General features: G+C 39.2%; 21 protein-coding genes. 12 read left to right on the forward strand and 9 right to left on the reverse strand.

Annotation, left to right across the window (positions count from 1 at the left end; all coding sequences use genetic code 11):
• Positions 1–4: 4 nt before the first annotated feature.
• The 6 genes from KO561_RS16140 to KO561_RS16165 are packed head-to-tail and all read right to left on the reverse strand — an operon-like array spanning position 5 to position 6,002.
• Entirely contained in the window at positions 5–1,012 is a 1,008-nt protein-coding gene (locus KO561_RS16140) for an N-acetylglucosamine kinase (protein ID WP_231094294.1), read from the reverse strand.
• Positions 999–1,823 carry a carbohydrate ABC transporter permease gene (locus tag KO561_RS16145; protein ID WP_231094295.1) on the reverse strand — a complete coding sequence of 275 codons (825 nt, stop codon included), beginning with the start codon at positions 1,821–1,823 and terminating at the stop codon, positions 999–1,001. Before KO561_RS16145 ends, KO561_RS16140 begins: the two co-directional genes overlap by 14 nt.
• 12 nt (positions 1,824–1,835) lie before the next feature.
• Positions 1,836–2,786: a carbohydrate ABC transporter permease gene (locus KO561_RS16150; RefSeq protein WP_231094296.1), complete on the reverse strand. Its 951-nt coding sequence runs from the start codon at positions 2,784–2,786 to the stop codon at positions 1,836–1,838.
• A gap of 22 nt (positions 2,787–2,808) precedes the next feature.
• A complete protein-coding gene (locus KO561_RS16155) occupies positions 2,809–4,104 on the reverse strand; it encodes an ABC transporter substrate-binding protein (protein ID WP_231094297.1) in 1,296 nt (431 codons plus the stop codon).
• Positions 4,105–4,144: 40 nt separating this feature from the next.
• The gene (locus KO561_RS16160) at positions 4,145–5,155 is read right to left on the reverse strand and encodes a serine hydrolase domain-containing protein (protein ID WP_231094298.1); all 1,011 of its coding nucleotides are present in this window, start codon (positions 5,153–5,155) and stop codon (positions 4,145–4,147) included.
• Positions 5,148–6,002, reverse strand: a complete 855-nt coding sequence (locus KO561_RS16165) for a MurR/RpiR family transcriptional regulator (protein ID WP_231094299.1) — start codon at positions 6,000–6,002, stop codon at positions 5,148–5,150. The genes KO561_RS16160 and KO561_RS16165 overlap by 8 nt, the downstream gene beginning before the upstream one ends.
• A 213-nt stretch (positions 6,003–6,215) precedes the next feature.
• Between KO561_RS16165 and glcD the strand changes: the two genes are divergently transcribed.
• The 9 genes from glcD (at position 6,216) to KO561_RS16210 (ending at position 14,793) form a co-directional block, all read left to right on the forward strand.
• A complete protein-coding gene (gene glcD / locus KO561_RS16170; protein WP_231094300.1) occupies positions 6,216–7,631 on the forward strand; it encodes a glycolate oxidase subunit GlcD in 1,416 nt (471 codons plus the stop codon).
• Positions 7,628–8,947 (forward strand): (Fe-S)-binding protein, encoded by a 1,320-nt coding sequence (locus tag KO561_RS16175; RefSeq protein WP_231094301.1) that lies wholly within the window; start codon positions 7,628–7,630, stop codon positions 8,945–8,947. Before glcD ends, KO561_RS16175 begins: the two co-directional genes overlap by 4 nt.
• 73 nt (positions 8,948–9,020) lie before the next feature.
• On the forward strand, positions 9,021–9,296 hold the full coding sequence (locus KO561_RS16180) for a hypothetical protein (RefSeq protein ID WP_331000866.1): 276 nt from the start codon (positions 9,021–9,023) through the stop codon (positions 9,294–9,296).
• Positions 9,296–9,577, forward strand: a complete 282-nt coding sequence (locus KO561_RS16185; RefSeq protein WP_231094303.1) for a hypothetical protein — start codon at positions 9,296–9,298, stop codon at positions 9,575–9,577. The genes KO561_RS16180 and KO561_RS16185 overlap by 1 nt, the downstream gene beginning before the upstream one ends.
• 398 nt (positions 9,578–9,975) lie before the next feature.
• The gene (locus KO561_RS16190) at positions 9,976–11,169 is read left to right on the forward strand and encodes a glycine C-acetyltransferase (RefSeq protein WP_231094304.1); all 1,194 of its coding nucleotides are present in this window, start codon (positions 9,976–9,978) and stop codon (positions 11,167–11,169) included.
• Positions 11,170–11,199: 30 nt separating this feature from the next.
• A complete protein-coding gene (locus tag KO561_RS16195; RefSeq protein WP_231094305.1) occupies positions 11,200–12,165 on the forward strand; it encodes an L-threonine 3-dehydrogenase in 966 nt (321 codons plus the stop codon).
• 358 nt (positions 12,166–12,523) lie between these two features.
• On the forward strand, positions 12,524–13,309 hold the full coding sequence (locus KO561_RS16200) for a transporter substrate-binding domain-containing protein (protein WP_231094306.1): 786 nt from the start codon (positions 12,524–12,526) through the stop codon (positions 13,307–13,309).
• Positions 13,310–13,410: 101 nt separating this feature from the next.
• The gene (locus KO561_RS16205) at positions 13,411–14,070 is read left to right on the forward strand and encodes an amino acid ABC transporter permease (RefSeq protein WP_231094307.1); all 660 of its coding nucleotides are present in this window, start codon (positions 13,411–13,413) and stop codon (positions 14,068–14,070) included.
• Complete coding sequence (locus tag KO561_RS16210; RefSeq protein WP_231094308.1) at positions 14,071–14,793, forward strand: amino acid ABC transporter ATP-binding protein; 723 nt, start codon at positions 14,071–14,073, stop codon at positions 14,791–14,793.
• A gap of 100 nt (positions 14,794–14,893) precedes the next feature.
• Here KO561_RS16210 and KO561_RS16215 read toward each other — a convergent pair whose 3' ends face one another.
• A complete protein-coding gene (locus KO561_RS16215; RefSeq protein WP_231094309.1) occupies positions 14,894–15,991 on the reverse strand; it encodes a PRK06851 family protein in 1,098 nt (365 codons plus the stop codon).
• Between the two features lie 149 nt (positions 15,992–16,140).
• Between KO561_RS16215 and KO561_RS16220 the strand changes: the two genes are divergently transcribed.
• Positions 16,141–16,410 (forward strand): AbrB/MazE/SpoVT family DNA-binding domain-containing protein, encoded by a 270-nt coding sequence (locus KO561_RS16220; RefSeq protein ID WP_231094310.1) that lies wholly within the window; start codon positions 16,141–16,143, stop codon positions 16,408–16,410.
• Between the two features lie 123 nt (positions 16,411–16,533).
• Positions 16,534–17,493: a ribose-phosphate diphosphokinase gene (locus KO561_RS16225; RefSeq protein WP_231094311.1), complete on the forward strand. Its 960-nt coding sequence runs from the start codon at positions 16,534–16,536 to the stop codon at positions 17,491–17,493.
• Between the two features lie 422 nt (positions 17,494–17,915).
• On the opposite strand, the gene KO561_RS20595 is transcribed toward KO561_RS16225, so the two are convergent.
• Both KO561_RS20595 and KO561_RS16230 read right to left on the reverse strand, forming a co-directional pair.
• A complete protein-coding gene (locus KO561_RS20595) occupies positions 17,916–18,002 on the reverse strand; it encodes a putative holin-like toxin (RefSeq protein ID WP_408004879.1) in 87 nt (28 codons plus the stop codon).
• Between the two features lie 150 nt (positions 18,003–18,152).
• Positions 18,153–18,683 (reverse strand): hypothetical protein, encoded by a 531-nt coding sequence (locus KO561_RS16230; protein WP_231094312.1) that lies wholly within the window; start codon positions 18,681–18,683, stop codon positions 18,153–18,155.
• A 185-nt stretch (positions 18,684–18,868) separates the two neighbouring features.
• Between KO561_RS16230 and KO561_RS16235 the strand changes: the two genes are divergently transcribed.
• Positions 18,869–19,486 carry a DUF47 domain-containing protein gene (locus KO561_RS16235; RefSeq protein WP_231094313.1) on the forward strand — a complete coding sequence of 206 codons (618 nt, stop codon included), beginning with the start codon at positions 18,869–18,871 and terminating at the stop codon, positions 19,484–19,486.

The raw sequence follows: 19,486 nt of genomic DNA on the forward strand, positions 1-19,486 counted from the left end.
ACCGTCAGCCTCCATTGGTAGCTTCTTTGCCGATATAATTTTGCCATGAATGGCTTACATGTTCTCTTTGATTGAGGTGTCCGTTCTTCTCTAAAATGTATAGATAAGCACCAATAACTGGCGGAAAAGCTGGGAAAATAAGCTCCTTGTGAAGGTTATTCTTTTCAACTGTCCTTACAAACTGTTGTTTAAAATATAAAGATTGGAACAACCCACCTGTTAACACTAGTGGATCGTTCAATGAATCTGGTTTGCGGCGTACAACACCATTCAGCAACTCTAGCAAATTTCCTATCGCGTGATGGACTAAACCTTCTGCTTTTTGATCCCCATTGGCAGCCAGCTCCAGAACGGGTCTGGCCAAGGATGCAATCGACTGTCTAGGGTTAGAGCTTTCATAGATAGCCGTTACGAGTTCACTAGGATCTTGAAGGTCCAAGTATTGCAGAATAACCTCTGTTAAAGCACTGTTGCTCCCCCGCCCATCATATGCCTTCATGACGGTGCGAAGTGCTTCCTTCCCTATCTCAAATCCACTTCCTTCATCCCCGAACAGATATCCCCACCCACCTACACGAATGGGAGATTCTGCATCTCCAGACATCGAATAGGCGATGGAGCCTGTTCCAGCAATGAGAACAGTTCCAGAAGCGGATGATGTTCCACTTTTCAAAGCACTTACGGCATCATTTTTTACAATGATGGAGGAGGACAATTCTTCATGGAAAGATCGAATCCATTGTTTCCACCTTAAGAAATCCTCTTGGCGATCCCCTCCAGCTGTACTTACAAAGATTTCTTTTATATGCTCCATTTTCACCTGAGTTTGTTCAAACAAGTTTCTTAATAAAAGGTGAATTTGTGACTCAATGTAAGCGGGCCGGTTCGATTTAATATTCGTGGATCCAACCTCTACCATTGCCAAAATGTCCCCATATTGGTTTCCAACCACGCATTGCGTTTTTGTTCCACCACCATCAATCCCAATGAATAATTGCTTACTTAACGGCACCTGCTGTCAATCCCTCCATGAATTGTTTCGAAGCAATAAAGAATAGGACGATCATTGGCAAAGACGACAAGGTTAGCCCTGCAAATAACGCGCCCCAGTCTGCTGAATGTTCTCCGAATAAGGAAAGCATACCGACTGGAATCGTCTTCTTCAACTCATCGGTAATAAAGATAAGCGGGAAGAAAAAGTCATTCCAGGATTGAATAAAGTTAATGATCGCTACCGTTCCAATTGCTGGTCTCATTAATGGAAGTACGACATTCCAAAGAATGCGTAAGTCGCTTGCCCCATCCATACGAGCCGCCTCTTCTAACTCACGTTGCATCGTCCGGAAGAATCCGGTCAGAATGAGAATCGATAACGGAATACCTTGTGCCGTGTACATAAAGATTAATGACCATAAAGAATTTAGTAAGTCTAAGTTCTTCATGATGACAAATAGTGGAACAATCCCCAATTTAATTGGAATCATCATCCCCATCAGGAAAAAGAAAAAAAGATAATTATTCCACCAAAACGTGTACCTAGCAATATAGAAAGCTGCCAAAGAAGTAGTGACTAAAATTAGTAACACGGATGTGACACTTACGATGGCACTATTATAAAAATAGGTCATGAATGGAATTTGATCTAACAATGTCTGATAGGTTTCCAGACTGAAAGATTTTGGTAGAGATAGTGGATTCATAAATATTTCTCTACTCGGTTTAAAGGATGACAAAATCATTAAAATGATTGGGTAAAGACTGATGGAGGCAAACACAAAGGCAATGACATAATAAAACGGCTTTGTCCAAATCGTATCCTTCATTGATATTCCCTCCTACATCTCTACTTCTTTTTTCTGCATAAATTTAAGCAACAATGCTGTAAACGTCGATATAAAAATGAATAATACTACTGCAAGTGCAGACCCAAGTCCAATCGCTGTGGAGTCCCCTGTAGATCCACCAAACGCTAATCGGTAAAAGTAAACCGCTAACGTATCTGTGGAGTGATAAGGTTCTCCTTGCGAGCCTTGCATCGCATAGACTAATTCAAACGCTTCAAAGGATTGAATAAACGTTAAGACTGTTGTGATCATGATGGACGGAATCATAAGAGGTAGCATAATCGTTTTCATCATTTTGAACTCTTTTGCACCATCTAATGTTGCTGCTTCCAACAGCTCTTTTGGGATAGCTTGAAAGCCTGCTAGGAAAATTAGAAGCATAAACCCAATCCCAAACCAGCAGTTTACTAGAATAATTGTGATTAAAGCCGTATCCGGATCCCCAAGCCAAGCTTTTTGTAGATTTTCCAGCCCGAATTTTCCAAGCAACACATTAAGTGCACCAAAGTTCGGGTTTAAGATAAGCTTCCACAAGAACCCGACTACAATGACAGATAACAGTCTTGGTAGAAACAAAGCAATTTTGAAAAATTCTCCAAACTTTAACTTCTTATAAATTAAGTAAGCTAAGAAAAAAGCAATCGCATTTTGGAAAACAAGCTGGACCACAAAATAAATAATGTTATGTCCAAAGGAGTTCCAAAAGAAGCCACTAAAAGGCTCTAAAGTAAATAAATTGACGAAGTTCTTAAAGCCTACAAAGTCTCCTCTTATCATCCCATTCCAATCAAAAAAACTATAAGAAAGGGCAGCTAAAAGAGGATAGACGATGAATAGGCCATACACTATTATGGCAGGAACCGGGAAAAGATGGATGGCCCATCTTTTCCAGTTCCTTTTCTGTTTTTTGCGGTTCAGTTTTTTGTTTATTTCTAACTCCATTGTGTACCGCCCACCTTACTTATTATTGAAAGGGTTCAAACCAAGTTGCAGCATTTTCCTGTAGTGCTTCCGTAACCCCTTCTGGTGTTTGTTCTCCCAAATACATACCTTGAAGCTCTGTTTCCAACGTTACTTTTGTTGTTGGATTTCCTCCAGAGAAATGGACAAGCATCATGTATGGTGTTGGATTGCTTTCTACCGCTTTTCCTAAATTGTTGACTAGTTCATCATCAGATTCTGTACCAGGAATCGCACTGATCATTTTGAATTTCTCTGTGAACAGATTTCCGAACTCTTTTGTCGTCATGAACTCTACGAATTTTTTTGCTTCTTCTACGTGTTCCGATTTCGCATTTACCCCATAAGATCCATCAACCCATGTTGTAACTGTTGCGTCTTTGCCGACTGCAGATGGCATTGGAAAGAATCCTAATTCTAAATCTGGATTCATTTCTCTCAACACTTCTATCTCCCAGCTTCCCATTGGGAACATGGCTGCTGTTTCTGTGAAGAATAGCGTGCGAATGTCTTCCATTCCTAGCCCTTCATAATTTTCTGGGAAGTATTTTTTCAATTCATCCATCGCTTTAATAGAGCTTAAAAATTCTTCACTCGTGAAGTCTGTTTCCCCAGCTGCAATTTTTTCGACAAAGTCATTTGCTCCATAATGAGCCGGTCCAAAAATACCGTGAGCTAGTGACAACAACCAGCCTTCTTTCGTTCCTAAAGAAATGGGTGTATAGCCTTCACTTTTAAGTGTTTCATTTAACGCGATAAATTCATCCCAAGTTTTCGGCTCTTCCAAACCAAGCTCTTCAAAAATCGCTTTATTATAGAACATTTGCGTCGTACTGATGTTCAAAGGTACCCCATACTGTTTTCCATCTGAACCCTTTGCCGCAGCAAGAGAAGACTCAGGGAAAACATCTAATCCATTAATGTCATCTAATGGTGCTAAGTAACCTTGATCGGCTAATTGGATACCAGGAGCATATGGTCGTAGGTGGATAATATCAGGACCTTCTCCCGCTTTAAGTGCTGTATTCAGAATCGTGTTGTATTCTGTATTCTTAGATGGTTTAAATTCTACGTTGATATCTGGATACTTTTCATTAAAAGCATCGATTAAAGCTTGATATCTTTCTGTATCCTCGGTACGCCAGCTTCCAATTGTTAGGGTGACGCCTTCTGACTCTTCTGCACTTTCTCCTTCAGAACCTTCTCCTTCTTCCGAGCCTGCATCAGAAGAGCAAGCAGCCAAGAATAGAGCAAACAAAGCAAACAAACCAGCTAACCAAAACTTATTAAGACTTTTCAACGTATTGACCTCCTAAAATTTTTTATATGTTTAGCTCCCTTCAATAAAAGGAGTAAATCAACGAATGTAAAGTAGATCTAATTTCTTTTAGCTTAGTGTTTCTACCGAAATGAACGGCGTTGGTAAGAAACACAACGACTAATTCTTTACTTGGGTCAACCCAAAGGCTTGTTCCCGTAAAGCCAGTATGTCCAAAGGTGCCTAGTGGCCATTTTTCACCACACGCTAGTGGATCTTGAGCATCGTGATAGACTTGAAAGCCTAATCCACGATTCCCACCTCTCGGTATTAAAGCGTTTTCAATAATCTGTGTAGGAAGAATATCTTGCGTCTCCGGAAAAAGCATGTAATGGGCGAACTGAGCAAGATCGGATGCTGTAGCAAATAACCCTGCACTCCCACTTACTTGCCCAAGCTGATATGCTTTCTCATCATGTACCTCCCCTTGAATAAAGGTTCCTCGATACTTTTCGGTTGCTGCCGCTTCTTTCTTCTCATCCTCTGTTAACAAATACTTTGTTTGAAAGAGTCCCCACGGGTTGAAGAGATGTTGTTGAACAAAGGTATGTAAAGGCTGATTCGTCACGGTCTCGATTACTTTCCCCAACAGAATCATCCCTAAATCGCTATAGACTACTTGATTATTAGGTTCGTAGATAAGATTCGTAGAAAGAATATCTTTTAGCACGTTTCGTTCGACCTGTCGATCCATATAAATTAGGTCGGCAGGTAATCCCGACGAATGCGTGATCAAATTTCCCAAGGTCACATCTTTAAAACGAAACTCCGGGATATAAGCTTGAACAGGATCCTTTAAGCTTAGCTTTTTTTTCGCTAAAAGCAATAATAGAGCTGGAGTTGTCGCAACAACCTTCGTCAAGGATGCGATGTCAAATAACGTATCATGGTGAATCATCTGTCTTTGAGCATCCTTATTACGAAAATGCCCGAAAGCTTGGTGATACTTTTCTTCCTTTCCTTGCGTAATCATTAAAACAGCACCCGGAATTTCCCTCTGGTCCACTTGTTCTTTTAAATACGTATCAAACACGTTTCTTCGTCACTCCCACCGCTTTACGTGTTTTTTCTAAAGCTGCGATATTACGATCCTGATCCGATTTAATAACCCCTAAAAACAACATGTCGACCACATTCAGTTGGGCCATTCGAGATCCCGTCGCTCCACTTCGCACATCCCTTTCAAGGGAACGCGTATGCAGCTTAATATCTGCTAGGTCGGACACCGAATTTTTCCCCGATTTCGTTAAAGTAATGATCGTTGCTCCATTCGCTTTCGCAACCGTTAAAGAATCGATAATATCTGTTGTTTGACCACTATAAGAAATCCCTAAGACAACGTCTGCTTCATTTAAGTTTGCCGAGACCGTAATCTGAGAATCTCGATCTAGTGCTAGTTCACACCAACGGTTAATTCTAGAAATCTTTTGTTTAAAATCTTGTGCGATCACACCAGATGCCCCAATCCCGTAAACGGCTATGACTCTAGCTTCTGCCAAAAAAGCAATTGCCTTTTCTAACTCCGTTTCCGATAAGACAGCAACCGTTTCTTCAATCGATTGAATATTGCTCATGGAAACCGTTTGGATTAACGACTGTATGGAATCGTCCTCTGGAATATCTCCATACAAGCGATTGTCATGATTAGACTTTGCTAAGTCGGATGCTATTTTTAGCTTTAAATCTTGAAAGCCATCACAGCCTAACTCTTTACTAAGCCGAATAATCGTTGCTTCACTTACATTTGTTCGATCCGCGAGTTTTTGAATAGACATGTTAGTAACCTCGCTCGGATGATTCAAAATAAACTCTGCTGCTTTTCTTTGCGTCGGTTTAAAGGAATCTAGTAATTCTTTTATAAAAAGGAGTTGATAGCTCATGTCATTCTTCCTTTACATCATTTCTTTTTTTCACAAGGGTGTTCGAAATATTTACTACAGTATATTAAACAATATTTCATTTTACAACACATTTTTGTAATATTATTTCATAAATTGTTTAAAAAGCATTCTAATTAAGGTATGATAGGTGCAACATCTTTCGCACAGAAGCTGGAGCGAAGCAATCATTCTAATGGAAAAGGAGGAATTTCCATGATCCCTCAGCACGTGAAACAAAGCTTCATAGATATTGTTGGTGCAAAAAATGTAGCAGACTCACAAGCTAGTAAGCTAGTCTACTCCTTTGATGCAACTCCGCAATTTCAAAGTATGCCAGATATCATCCTATCCCCAAGAAATACGAAGGAAGTATCAGAGATCGTAAAATTATGCAACGAACACCATATCCCTATCGTTCCTCGTGGATCCGGTACAAACTTAAGCGCAGGAACTACTCCATTAGAAGGTGGGGTTGTTCTTCTCTTTAAACATCTCGATCAAATAATAGAAATTGATGAAGAAAACCTAACGATTACTACACAACCAGGGGTGAATACCTTGGAGTTAACACAAGTTGTCGAAACAAAAGGGCTATTTTATCCACCAGATCCGAGTTCGATGAAAATATCCCAAATCGGCGGGAACATTAACGAAAACTCGGGTGGATTAAGAGGCTTAAAATACGGAGTGACACGCGACTATGTGTTAGGGCTTGAAATCGTCCTTCCAAACGGGGACATCATTCGAACAGGTGGTAAGCTTGCCAAAGACGTTGCTGGTTATGATCTGACGCGTTTATTTGTTGGCTCGGAAGGAACGTTAGGCATTGTTACCGAAGCAATCTTAAAACTAATCCCGATGCCTGAATCGAAGAAAACAATGCTAGCACTCTATCAAGATATGAATGCTGCAGCCAGAACCGTTTCCGCTATTATTGCCAATCGTATCATTCCGACCACACTGGAATTTTTAGATCAGCCTACCTTAAAAGTAGTCGAGGACTTTTCACGAATTGGTCTTCCAACAGACGTTAAAGCGGTTTTATTGATTGAACAAGACGGCGATAGCCAAACAGTCGAGCGAGATATGGAAAAAATCGAAGCAATCTGTAAAGACAATCAGGCAACCGATGTTCAAGTAGCCGAGACTGAGGTGGAAGCAGATGCCCTTCGAACCGCACGGCGAGCGGCCTTATCCGCACTCGCGCGATTACGACCGACCACGATTCTAGAAGACGCCACCGTGCCGAGATCCAAAATTGCCGAAATGGTTCAGGCCATTAATGAAATCGCTAACAAATACCAAATTGACATTTGTACATTTGGCCATGCTGGGGATGGCAACCTCCATCCTACTTGTATGACTGATGTACGTAATAAAGAAGAAATGGAACGAGTGGAAAAAGCATTACAAGAAATCTTCGAAAAGGCCGTTGCTTTAGGCGGAACGATCACCGGAGAGCACGGGGTTGGTGCCATGAAGTCTCCCTATCTACATCTAAAACTAGGAGAAGAAGGCATTGCAGCCATGGAACAAATTAAGAGAGCTTTTGACCCGAATAATATCATGAACCCTGGTAAAATTTTTGCAAAATCAGAACGAAAACGAATTGTGGTGAGTCAGGGATGAAAACCAAGGACATGCAAGTCATCCAACAAGAATTTAAAGAAAAAATGGACTATGATGAGCTTCTAAATTGTATGCGATGTGGGTTTTGTCTTCCGAGCTGTCCCACCTATATCGAATCTGGAAAAGACGAAGCCCATTCCCCAAGAGGGAGAATCGCTTTAATGAAGGCCCTGGTAGATGGGGAGATTGAACCTGACGAGGATGTAAAAAGATCCCTAGACATGTGCTTAGGTTGTAGAGCTTGTGAGCCTGTCTGCCCTTCTGGAGTCAATTATGGTCACCTTTTAGAGCAAGCAAGAGATATTATTTATCAAAATAAAAAAACTTCTTTGCCAGTGAAGGCTTTAAGAAAATCCGTTTTTTTCGGACTTTTTCCATACCAGGATCGTCTAATCCATACGACCGGTTTATTAGGCTTTTATCAACGATCTGGTCTTCAATCGGTAACACGAAAATCCGGTGTTATGAAACTTTTCCCAGAATCCATGCAGCTAATGGAAAAAGTTTTACCAGATGCTCCGACTAGAAAAAAGATGAAAGATCGACCGCATCATTTACCAGCCAAAACTACCCCGAAGAAAAAGGTGGCTTTCTTTTCTGGATGCCTCATGGACACGATGTTTTTGCCAACGAATGATGCAACAATGAAGTTGTTACAGTTAGCTGGATGCGAGATTGTCATACCACAATCACAGAATTGTTGTGGTGCATTGCACGGGCATAGTGGAGAAAAGAATAAAGGAAAAGAATTAGCGAAGCAAAACATCCGTGCTTTTGAGGAAGCAAAAGTGGACTACATTATTACCAATGCCGGTGGTTGCGGAGCTTTTCTCGTGGACTACGGGCATCTGTTAAAAGAGGAACCTGAATGGAAAGAACGTGCGGAGGCATTTTCTGCAAAAATCAAAGACATTTCTAGTATTCTAGTAGAGTTGGATTTTCATAAAAATGCCTTAAAAGTCGAAGATCAAGTAGTCACGTATCAGGACTCCTGTCATTTACGTAATGTACAACGGACTTTTTTAGAACCCCGAAAGCTGCTTTCCTCCATAGAAGGAGCAACCTATGTAGAGATGAAGGATGCAGACCGTTGCTGTGGTTCTGCTGGCATTTATAACATCGTAGAATCCGAAATGTCGATGAAAATACTGGATTATAAAATGGAGCAAACAAAGGCAACGAAAGCAAAAACAATTGTGACCGCTAATCCTGGCTGTTTGTTACAAATGAAGCTAGGGATTGAAAAGGAAGGCTTAAGTGATTCGGTTCGGGCGGTTCATATTGTTGATTTATTATTAGAAGCTCTCCAGGAGTGAAATAGTTCCATAAATTCAAAGCCATAATATTTTCACTGTAGTATGGTATTATAAAAAAAAGAACTTAATGGTGGTGATTACTTTGGCGAAAATTCAATCATCGGAAGAACTTATGAAATACATTTCAAATATGGATAGTGACAATTCTGTCGTTCAGTTTACTATTCCTGGAAAAGGAAAATTCACATTAGTTCTTCAAGAAGAAGATGAGCAAACCATAAAGTTTGAAGCTGAAAATAATCCTGAACTAAAACGTATGTTAAAGGAAAGTCAGGAACAATATGAAGAAGGACTGGGTATGTCAACCAAAGAATTATTGAAATCTCTTTCTAACAAGGACTTTATGTAATGGAGGAACGGAATGTAATTTGGTCTCCTGCTGTGAAAGAAAAACTTATTCAATTTAGGAGCGAAAGGTTTACAACTGAAGAAACTTTCGACTTTATTACTCAGTTTATCTTAGAGACAGAAAAGCTATTAGGAAATTCTATAATAAGAAAGTCGTATATTGAAGAAAATGGGGAATTCAAAGGCATTTCAAGGGTAGTTATTAAAAAGTTTAGAGTTTATTATAAATTAATAGGAAATGAAGCTATTATATTAGCAATACTTTTCCCTGGTGAAAACTAAATACCTGAATAAAGTTCATATTTTAAATTATAGGGAGCTTTACTTTTACCTTATTGAAAAAACGGCCCAGACCTGAACTGAGCCGTTTTTAATTTACTTTTTACACTTAAAACTTCGTTAAAATCCCTCCACCTTTATATGTTAGTTGTAAAAATTGACTTCAAATCCGAATCCGTACACCTCGGTAATTTAATAACCAAACAAATTCATAAGAAGTTTTTATTTGGAAAAAATACCAATTAGGACATATAAAATAATTATCCAGAATCTGTCCTTTCCAAGTAAACATTTTCATTCACTTTTGTTATAATAGTTGTAAAAAGGGCGATAAAAAGCATTTATTGTTCGCCTGAAAAAGACAAATGTTCATAAAGCGTTTTCAAAAGGAGGAAAATTCTTTGACTAGCTCAAAACTAAACCACTTTTTAAATGAAAATCTCGAGGAATTAAAGGCACAAGGTCTTTACAACGAAATTGACCCCGTACAAGGTGCCAACGGTCCCATTATTCACATTAACGGAAAAGACTTAATTAACCTCTCCTCTAATAATTATTTAGGATTAGCAACAGATGCACGACTAAAAAATGTCGCCAAACAAGCAATTGACTCTCACGGTGTAGGAGCAGGTGCTGTTCGTACAATTAACGGGACACTTGATCTTCACTTAAAACTAGAAGAAAAACTAGCTCAATTCAAAGGTACCGAAGCCGCTATCGCTTACCAATCCGGCTTCAACTGTAACATGGCTGCTATTTCTGCGGTTATGGATAAAAATGATGCTATTTTATCGGATGAGTTAAACCACGCTTCCATTATTGACGGTTGTCGTCTTTCCAAAGCAAAAATCATCCGTGTAAATCACTCGGATATGGAAGACTTGCGCCAAAAAGCGAAAGAAGCGGTTGAGTCTGGCCAATACAACAAAATTATGATTATTACGGATGGCGTATTCTCTATGGATGGAGACGTTGCGAAACTTCCTGAAATCGTGGAGATTGCGGAAGAATTTGATTTAATGACATATGTAGATGACGCCCATGGTTCTGGTGTTTTAGGAAAAGGGGCAGGAACGGTAAAACATTTCGGCTTACAAGACAAAGTTGACTTCCAAATCGGAACCCTTTCCAAAGCAATTGGGGTTGTCGGCGGTTATGTTGCAGGGAAGCAAAACTTAATCGATTGGCTAAAAGTACGCTCTCGCCCATTCCTATTTTCTACTTCCCTAACACCTGCTGATGTGGCAGCAAGTACAGCAGCGATTGATTTATTAATGCAAAGTAGTGAGCTTCAAGAAAAGCTTTGGGAAAACAGTGAGTACTTGAAAAAAGGATTATCCGAGCTAGGATTTGATATTGGACACAGTGAAACACCAATTACTCCTTGTATCATCGGAGACGAGAAAACAACACAACAATTCAGTAAACGACTAAATGAAGAAGGAGTTTACGCGAAGTCCATCGTCTTCCCAACGGTACCAAAAGGAACGGGACGCGTTCGCAACATGCCTACCGCTGCTCATACGAAGGATATGTTAGACCAAGCACTTGCAATTTATGAAAAAGTCGGAAAAGAAATGAACCTCATTTCATAACTGGGAGAAAACTTGAGGAGGAAACGACAGATGAAAAAAATTCTAGTTACCGGTGCGCTGGGACAAATTGGTTCAGAGCTCGTTCCGAAACTTCGTGAGATATACGGGGCGGACAAAGTAATTGCTACGGATATTCGCCGTATCGAAAATCAAGTTGTGAACGGTGGCCCTTTTGAAATCTTGGATGTGACGAACGGAAAAGCTCTACTTGATATCGCCAAAAAACATAATGTCGATACGATTATGCATCTCGCTTGCTTGCTATCAGCAAAAGCAGAAGACAATCCGCTTTTAGCATGGAACATTAATATGAACGGAACGTTAAATGCCTTAGAAGCAGCTCGTGAACTTGATGCAAAATTTTTCACACCAAGTTCCATCGGAGCGTTCGGACCTACTACACCTGCTGATAACACACCGCAGGATACCATCCAGCGTCCTACTACGATGTATGGAGTGAACAAAGTGTCTGGGGAATTACTTTGTGATTACTACCATAAAAGATTTGGTGTCGATACGAGAGGAGTACGCTTCCCTGGTCTTATTTCCTATGAAACATTACCTGGGGGCGGAACAACTGATTACGCTGTAGACATTTATTATAAAGCCATCCAAGATGGAACGTACACTTCCTATATTAAAGAAGGTACCTACATGGATATGATGTATATGCCAGATGCCATTCAAGCAATCATTCAGCTCATGCAAGCTGATCCGGATAAATTAGTACATCGAAACGCATTTAATGTTACGGCCATGAGCGTAGAGCCTAAGGATTTTGCAATAGCAATTCAAAAGTATATCCCTTCGTTCACATTAAATTATGAAGTAGACCCTGTCCGCCAAGCCATTGCAGATAGCTGGCCAAACTCCATCGATGCTTCCGCCGCTAAAAACGAATGGGGCTTTAAAGCTAAGTACGACTTGGAGAAAATGACAGAAGATATGCTCGAAAAATTAAAAGCAAAACAACTAGACCGAGTAGCGAATAACTAAATCTTTAAAAAGAGTTTGGAAACCCTTTCCAGACTCTTTTTTATGGTTATTTTTTGATCGTCCACTTATACTTTTCTATGTTTTTCCCTTTCTAGTAACCTACTATACATGTTTTGACTACCTGTTACATATAAATGACTTAGAAGCAGATCTGTTAGAGGACAGTAAATGTGGAGGATTTAAAAGGATTTCTGACAATATGAAAGCATTTCCACATATTAATCATTCTTTGTTAGGCTCATCCCTATCTATCCTTATTCATCCTTACAAATAACCAGTTTTTCAATTTTCCCTTTTTTGTGAGTTTTGAGATAATTATAGGTGGTATGGTCATAAAAAAGAAGGGGGCAACAATAAAATGAAAAAGAGATTAATAGCTTTATTGGCACTTGTTATGTCCATTGGTCTATTAGCTGCCTGTGGGACAAGTGATTCCACCTCTGGAGATGGAGACGGAGATTCAGAAGAAAAAACGTACACAGTTGCAACAGATGCAAACTTTCAACCATTTGAATATAAAAACCCAGACACTGGTGAAATGGAAGGATTTGACATTGACCTCATAAAAGCAATTTCTGAAGAAGCTGGTTTTAATGTTGAATTCAAGACAATGGAATTTGACGGTTTACTTGCTTCCATGCGTTCTGGAAAATTCCCAATCGGAATTGCAGGTATTTCCATAACGGATGAACGTAAAGAAACAATTGATTTTTCTGATTCATACTATGATTCAGGTTTAATCCTTGCCGTTCCAAAAGACTCTGATATAGCATCTATCGAAGATGTTGATGGTTTAAAAGTTGGTGCCCGTCAAGGTTCTACGTCTGAAGCTTATTTAAAAGAAAACACAGATGCTGAAGTTGTTGCATATCCAGAAATCGTAACAGCTTACATGAATCTGGAAAAAGATCGCCTAGATGCGGTACTTTACGATTTACCAAACGTAACGTACTACATTAAAGAAAATGCATCAGACAAATTAAAAACGGTTGGAGAAGTACTGGAAGGCCAACCATACGGAATTGCCTTCCCTAAGGATTCAGAACTTGTAGATCCTGTGAACGAAGCGCTTGCGACGTTAAAGGAAAACGGTAAATATGACGAGATCTACAAAAAATGGTTCGGTACAGAGCCTCCACAATAAATCCTATTTTTGATATGGATGTGCATAGAGGCGTAACAGGCTTTGCTTGTTACGCTTTTTTCATCAATGATAATAATTTATAATCAAGGAGAGATTCAAGAATGGATCAAATTATTAATTCGCCTTATATCCAGTCCCTTCCCTTTCTCTTCCAAGGGCTTGGTTGGACGTTACTCATTACCGTAATCGGATTGTTCTTCGGCTTTATTTTAGGAGGAATCTTTGGGATTGGGAAACTTTCAAAAGTTAAGTTCATACGGGCTATTTCTAGCGTATATGTAGAAGTTGTTCGAGGAACACCGATCTTGGCACAAGTGCTATTCTTATACTACGGTCTATCTGAAGACTTAATTGGCCTTAGCATAAATGCCGTCACAGCAGGGATTATCGCAATTGCCATTAATGCTGGTGCTTACATTGCCGAAATCGTTCGAGGAGCAGTTTACTCCATTGCACCGGGACAAACGGAAGCTGGTCGATCACTAGGCCTGACGGAAAAACAAACATTACGCTATATTGTATGGCCACAAGCCTTTAAACGGATGATTCCACCACTCGGAAATCAATTCATTATTAGTTTAAAGGACACCTCTATTTTTTCCGTTATTGCTGTCACAGATATCATTTATATGGCAAGACAATATTACAATGCCACATTCGAAATATTTGAAACTTTACTAATGGCATGTTTATTATATTTATTAATAACAATCCCAACTTCAATTTATTTAAGAAGATTAGAAAGGAAGCTGGATGTATAAATGATTACTGTAAAAGATTTGCATAAATCGTTTGGCTCATTGGAAGTACTGAAAGGCATCGATGCAGAAATTAAAGAAAAAGAGGTAGTTTGTGTTATCGGGCCATCTGGTTCTGGTAAAAGTACCTTCCTTCGTTGTCTAAACCTATTGGAGGATATTACCGCTGGTCATGTCACTATTGACGGTGTGGACCTAACGGATAAATCAACGGACATCAATAAACTTAGAACGGACGTAGGAATGGTGTTTCAACACTTCAACCTATTCCCACACAAAACCGTATTAGAAAACATTACCCTGGCACCAGTTAAAGTAAAAGGCATGTCGGCAGAAGAAGCGAGAAATATTGGTTTACCTTTATTAGAAAAAGTAGGTCTCTCTGACAAAGCGGACGTTTATCCTGATAGCTTATCAGGTGGACAAAAGCAACGTGTTGCCATCGCCCGGGCACTTGCGATGAACCCAAAGGTTATGCTGTTTGATGAGCCTACATCCGCTCTCGACCCTGAGCTTGTCGGTGACGTACTAGAAGTTATGAAAGGATTAGCCCAAGAAGGAATGACAATGGTCGTCGTTACACACGAAATGGGCTTTGCTCGTGAAGTGGGCGATCGAGTTATCTTCATGGATGAAGGAATCATTCAAGAAGAGGGAGATCCAGATCAAATTTTCTCCAATCCACAAAACCCAAGAACACAATCATTCTTAAGTAAAATCCTTTAAAATACAAAAGCTAAACTCCACCGTACAGAATAACGCCAACAGGTTATTGATCACACTATAAAGATACCATCTTCATAACAGATGGTATCTTTTTTTGTTACTATTTATCCTCTAATTGCTGCAAAACAATATGCAAATTCTCATAAATTTGATCAATAACAGAAAAGTCTGTTGCACCTATATAATATTTCTCCAGTTCATCGTGAAGCTCTTTTGCCTCTTTTAAATAGGAGACACCATCCTTAATACCTTGCTTATACCCTTTTGTAAACTTAGTAATCTCTGTTTTATAAGTTTCATCTGTTCCAGGTGTGACACTCGTTTCATACAGATCCACGATTTCATCGCCATGTCGACTCGGCATATATTCATGAGGGGCCGTGCTATCAAATACACAGACTCCCAGCTCTCGAATCACGACCATATCGACACTTTCCGGGTCAAACCCACAGTGATACACTTCCACATCGAAGCGTTTTTGCTCCGCAGCGGCAGCCACTTTTTTCAACAACGTTGATTTCCCTGTTCCCGCTCTCCCTTTTAGGAAATACCTTTTTGATAAGTCTTCCGTTAAATTTGGAATAAAATCAACTGGACCATTTGGAGTGGAAGCCCCAAAAAAACGATGGCGAGTGGTACCCTCAACTTGTTTGCTTTGTTCGTCTCCTACTACTTTTTTAATCAGTTCCTCTGTAACTTCATTCGCTTTCGCAAAATCCATTTCTTTTATATAAATATCCTCTAAGTCATCATGGACACGCAGTCCTCTTTCAAAGGAGGAATAGGCATTTTCATAAGCTTTGGACAGCTTTTCCTGATAGTCTAGAATCTCTTCTCGACTTTCCTCCAAACTTTCTGTATCCCATGCAATTCCTAAATTTAAGTAATTTTCAATTGCACCAGGAGCCTTCGGTTCTAAAACATGCGGTGCTGTTCCATCAAATACACCAAACTTTAAATCTGGAATAATTAATCCATCTAACGAATCAGGATCAGAAGAGCAATGAATTCTTTCTACATCGTATCCTCTTTCCTTCCACGTATCCGATAATCTTTTTATTAAACTGGACTTTCCTGTGCCAGGACCACCTTTTAAAATATAAACACTCTCCAGCCCTTGAAGATTGGAATCAAATAAATTATAAAACCCTTTGGCTGTATTGCCTCCGGCGTAGTAATTCCTTTCACGCCCAGTCATGTCATCACTCCTTCTCAATCTATATGACATCTTATGTAAGAAGAACGAATGGGGTGAATGCCTATTTACTTTTACCAATAAATTTAATATTTGAAAATTATTAACAGATTATTTACAATAAACTAGTAATCTATTAGGAGGTATAAATAATGAGAAGTACAGGCATTGTGCGAAAAGTAGACCAACTTGGACGGATTGTGTTGCCAAAGGAATTGCGAGCAACCTTTCAAATTGAAGAAAAGGATCCGCTAGAAATTTTTACAGAAGAGGATAAAATTATTCTACGGAAGTACGAGTCCAATTTGACTTGCGACGTTACAGGCGAAATTACGAATGAAAACAAATCATTTTGTAACGGAAAGATTGTCCTCAGCCCAGAAGGCATTAGACTTCTACAAGATGAATTAAAGAGAGCATAACTTCTTCTTAGCAACCTATTTACGAGGTTGCTTTTTTGTTGATTTGAGGAATGTTCAGTCCATAAAATATGTCTATTTATGTTATACTTACTGGTAGTGTGTTAATAAGGAGGAACTTGTTTCATGGTTCAAACGTATGAAAATTCCCGACTCAAAGTATTTTCGTTAAATTCAAACCCCGAGCTCGCTGCAGAAATTGCATCTAACATTGGTGTCCCACTTGGACAATGTTCCGTGAAGCAATTTAGTGATGGCGAGGTTCAGATAAGTATAGAAGAAAGTGTACGTGGTTGTGACGTTTTTGTTGTTCAATCGACAAGTGAGCCAGTCAATCAGCATATTATGGAGTTGCTGATTATGATTGATGCCCTAAAACGTGCTTCCGCAAAAACGATTAATGTCGTTATCCCATACTACGGCTATGCACGTCAGGATAGAAAAGCACGTGCAAGAGAGCCTATTACCGCAAAGCTTATTGCAGACCTAATCCAAAAAGCTGGGGCAACTCGCGTTATTTCTATTGATTTACATGCTCCTCAAGCTCAAGGATTTTTCAACATTCCAGTGGACCAACTTATTGGAATTCCTATTCTAGGTGATTATTATGAGAAAAAACAATTAGAAGATGTCGTGGTCGTTTCTCCGGACCATGGCAGTGTAAAACGTGCCCGTCAACTAGCAGAGCGTTTGAAAGCTCCGATTGCTATTATTGATAAACGAGGTCCAAGAGATTACATAGCTGGCGAATTAAATATTGTAGGAAATATTGAAGGAAAAACCGCTATATTAATTGATGATATTGTGGATACAGGAAATCGTGTGTCGAGTGGGACCAAGGCTTTGTTAGAAAATGGAGCTAAAGAAGTATATGCCTGCTGTACTCACCCTGTTCTATCAGGTATGGCCATCGAAAAGCTTAAGGAATCTGAGCTCAAGGAACTAGTTGTAACGAACAGTATTCCATTAACAGCTGAAAAACGCTTAGATAAGATTACCCAGCTAACGATTGCTCCATTACTAAGTGAAGCGATTATTCGCGTTTTCGAATATCAGCCCGTTAGTCCGTTGTTTGAAGATCAGTAGATTTTCACATCATGTATGTTATACTTTATGTAAACATACTTCTTAGAAACGGCAAGTGCTGGAACACCTGCCGTCACACAATAGATTCCCTTCAAGAGGAAAGCTATTAGAAATAAGGTGAAAATAACCACCCTTTTAAGCTGTCAGGCTCAAGGGTGGTTATTTCTTATGAAAGTCCAAACAATATCGTTAAACTTAATTTTTGTAATTCTTCGTTCTTCACAGTCTCTGTATGAAGGCTAAGGACTTTTCCTATACACCTCATGCAATTTATGTTATATTTTAATTAACATAAAATATACTAGTAAAGAAACGGCAAGTGCTCGAACACCTGCCGTCACGCAATAGATTCCCTTCAAGGGGGAAAGCTTTTAAAATTTGGTTAAAAATAACCACCCTTTGCTCTCCAAGCTCAAGGGTGGTTATTTTTTATGAAAGGAAAGAATTGCTATGATTAGCAGTCCCAACGAAATCATTAAACTCAACGTTTGAAAGACTTCATTTCCCATGGCTTCACTCCCTTTCTATATAAGAGGGGTAAAGCTTCCACCACCCTTGAACTTTCCTCTATCATGTTATTTCCATTATATTTAACCAATAAAAACCTCTAAAAGTCTTTCTCTCATCCATATAAAAGCAGCTCGGGTATTAAGCTGCTTTTAGTCTGGAAAGAAAGAAAACATACCATAATAATGTCGATATATCTCCGCCTGGTTTTCTATAGTAGTATGAGAAACAGCACTCCATCCCATTGCATCTGAAAATTCTCGATAAAGCTGTTGCAAGGTAGCTTGCTGATGAGCCATCTCCAAATGAGCTCTTCTGACATTAGGGTCCTTCATTAGACTTGCTGACATGAAGTTCTCATTTGCCATCATTTTGGAACTCGATTTCGATTCCATCGTAATCGATTTATCATGATCATGGTACGGAGTCTCTTTACTTTTATGGATTTCCTCTAACTGTAGATAAGGCAAAGGCGGAATAACAACTTCTCCATTATAATACGGATGGATAAAAGCCATCATAGCTTCCGTATGCGATTTCAACATTTCTCGATTTAATTCCAATAGATACCGTAACGTCGGATGAAATACCTTCCCCTCATACATTTTCAATTTGTGAATAAGCCCTTTATGAGCAGACAAATGCTCTGTCATTAATCCTAAATCAATAGCTGGTAAAGTCACTGTTAAAACCTCCTCTTACCCATCCTATGAGGAAAAAAGAGTTTAGGTTAATCGACCCTCATTCGACAAAAGGAAATAGTTAATGACAATTCTCTCTCTTTTTTCGTATAATAGCTAAGTTACTGATGTTTGGATAAAAATAAAAATGAGTCACAATCTAAGATATGAATTGGGGGTTATTTTGCATGTTTAGTAAAAAGAAAGATAGATTTTCCATTTATTTAGTGGACTTTGCAACCCATTTAAACAAAGCAGCAGATTATCTCGTGCATTCAAAGGTAACCGATGAAGCTTCCTTGGACACCTTTTCCCAAAAAATTAAGCAATTCGAAACAGAAGCTGATGAAAAGGTTCATGTCATCATCAAAGAACTCAACCATGCCTTCATCACACCTATTGAGCGCGAGGATATATTGCAACTAACCATGGGACTAGATGACATTATTGACGGAATGGAAGAATTCTCTGCCATGATGAGCATCTATAACATTTACTCTTCGGATACATATATCGACCAGTTTACAAACTACATTCTTTTATGTTCCAAAGAGATCTTACAATCCACTGAATTACTATCAGAGAATAAATTACAAGATATGGAGACCCATGCGATAAAGATTAAGGATCATGAGACACAATGTGACACGTTATATAGAGAATCTCTTCGAACCCTATTTCAAAATCAGTCAGATCCAATAATAGTCATTCAATACAAGGAGCTGTACGAAATCTTAGAAGAAATTGCAGACTATTGTCAAAATGTTGCTAGCCTCCTGCAAAGCATCATTATGAAAAACGTCTAA

Origin of the sequence: Radiobacillus kanasensis, from assembly GCF_021049245.1 — a bacterium.
Classification (GTDB): domain Bacteria; phylum Bacillota; class Bacilli; order Bacillales; family Amphibacillaceae; genus Radiobacillus; species Radiobacillus kanasensis.

Bases quoted from the DNA above. Each gene is read 5' to 3' on its own strand.
- KO561_RS16215 (WP_231094309.1), bottom strand. From the start codon at position 15,991: ATGACTGGGCGTGAAAGGAATTACTACGCCGGAGGCAATACAGCCAAA.
- KO561_RS16200 (WP_231094306.1), top strand. From the start codon at position 12,524: ATGAAAAAGAGATTAATAGCTTTATTGGCACTTGTTATGTCCATTGGT.
- glcD (WP_231094300.1), top strand. From the start codon at position 6,216: ATGATCCCTCAGCACGTGAAACAAAGCTTCATAGATATTGTTGGTGCA.
- KO561_RS16150 (WP_231094296.1), bottom strand. From the start codon at position 2,786: ATGGAGTTAGAAATAAACAAAAAACTGAACCGCAAAAAACAGAAAAGG.
- KO561_RS16235 (WP_231094313.1), top strand. From the start codon at position 18,869: ATGTTTAGTAAAAAGAAAGATAGATTTTCCATTTATTTAGTGGACTTT.
- KO561_RS16145 (WP_231094295.1), bottom strand. From the start codon at position 1,823: ATGAAGGATACGATTTGGACAAAGCCGTTTTATTATGTCATTGCCTTT.
- KO561_RS16165 (WP_231094299.1), bottom strand. From the start codon at position 6,002: ATGAGCTATCAACTCCTTTTTATAAAAGAATTACTAGATTCCTTTAAA.
- KO561_RS16205 (WP_231094307.1), top strand. From the start codon at position 13,411: ATGGATCAAATTATTAATTCGCCTTATATCCAGTCCCTTCCCTTTCTC.
- KO561_RS20595 (WP_408004879.1), bottom strand. From the start codon at position 18,002: ATGGGAAATGAAGTCTTTCAAACGTTGAGTTTAATGATTTCGTTGGGA.
- KO561_RS16175 (WP_231094301.1), top strand. From the start codon at position 7,628: ATGAAAACCAAGGACATGCAAGTCATCCAACAAGAATTTAAAGAAAAA.
- KO561_RS16185 (WP_231094303.1), top strand. From the start codon at position 9,296: ATGGAGGAACGGAATGTAATTTGGTCTCCTGCTGTGAAAGAAAAACTT.
- KO561_RS16225 (WP_231094311.1), top strand. From the start codon at position 16,534: ATGGTTCAAACGTATGAAAATTCCCGACTCAAAGTATTTTCGTTAAAT.
- KO561_RS16210 (WP_231094308.1), top strand. From the start codon at position 14,071: ATGATTACTGTAAAAGATTTGCATAAATCGTTTGGCTCATTGGAAGTA.
- KO561_RS16220 (WP_231094310.1), top strand. From the start codon at position 16,141: ATGAGAAGTACAGGCATTGTGCGAAAAGTAGACCAACTTGGACGGATT.
- KO561_RS16195 (WP_231094305.1), top strand. From the start codon at position 11,200: ATGAAAAAAATTCTAGTTACCGGTGCGCTGGGACAAATTGGTTCAGAG.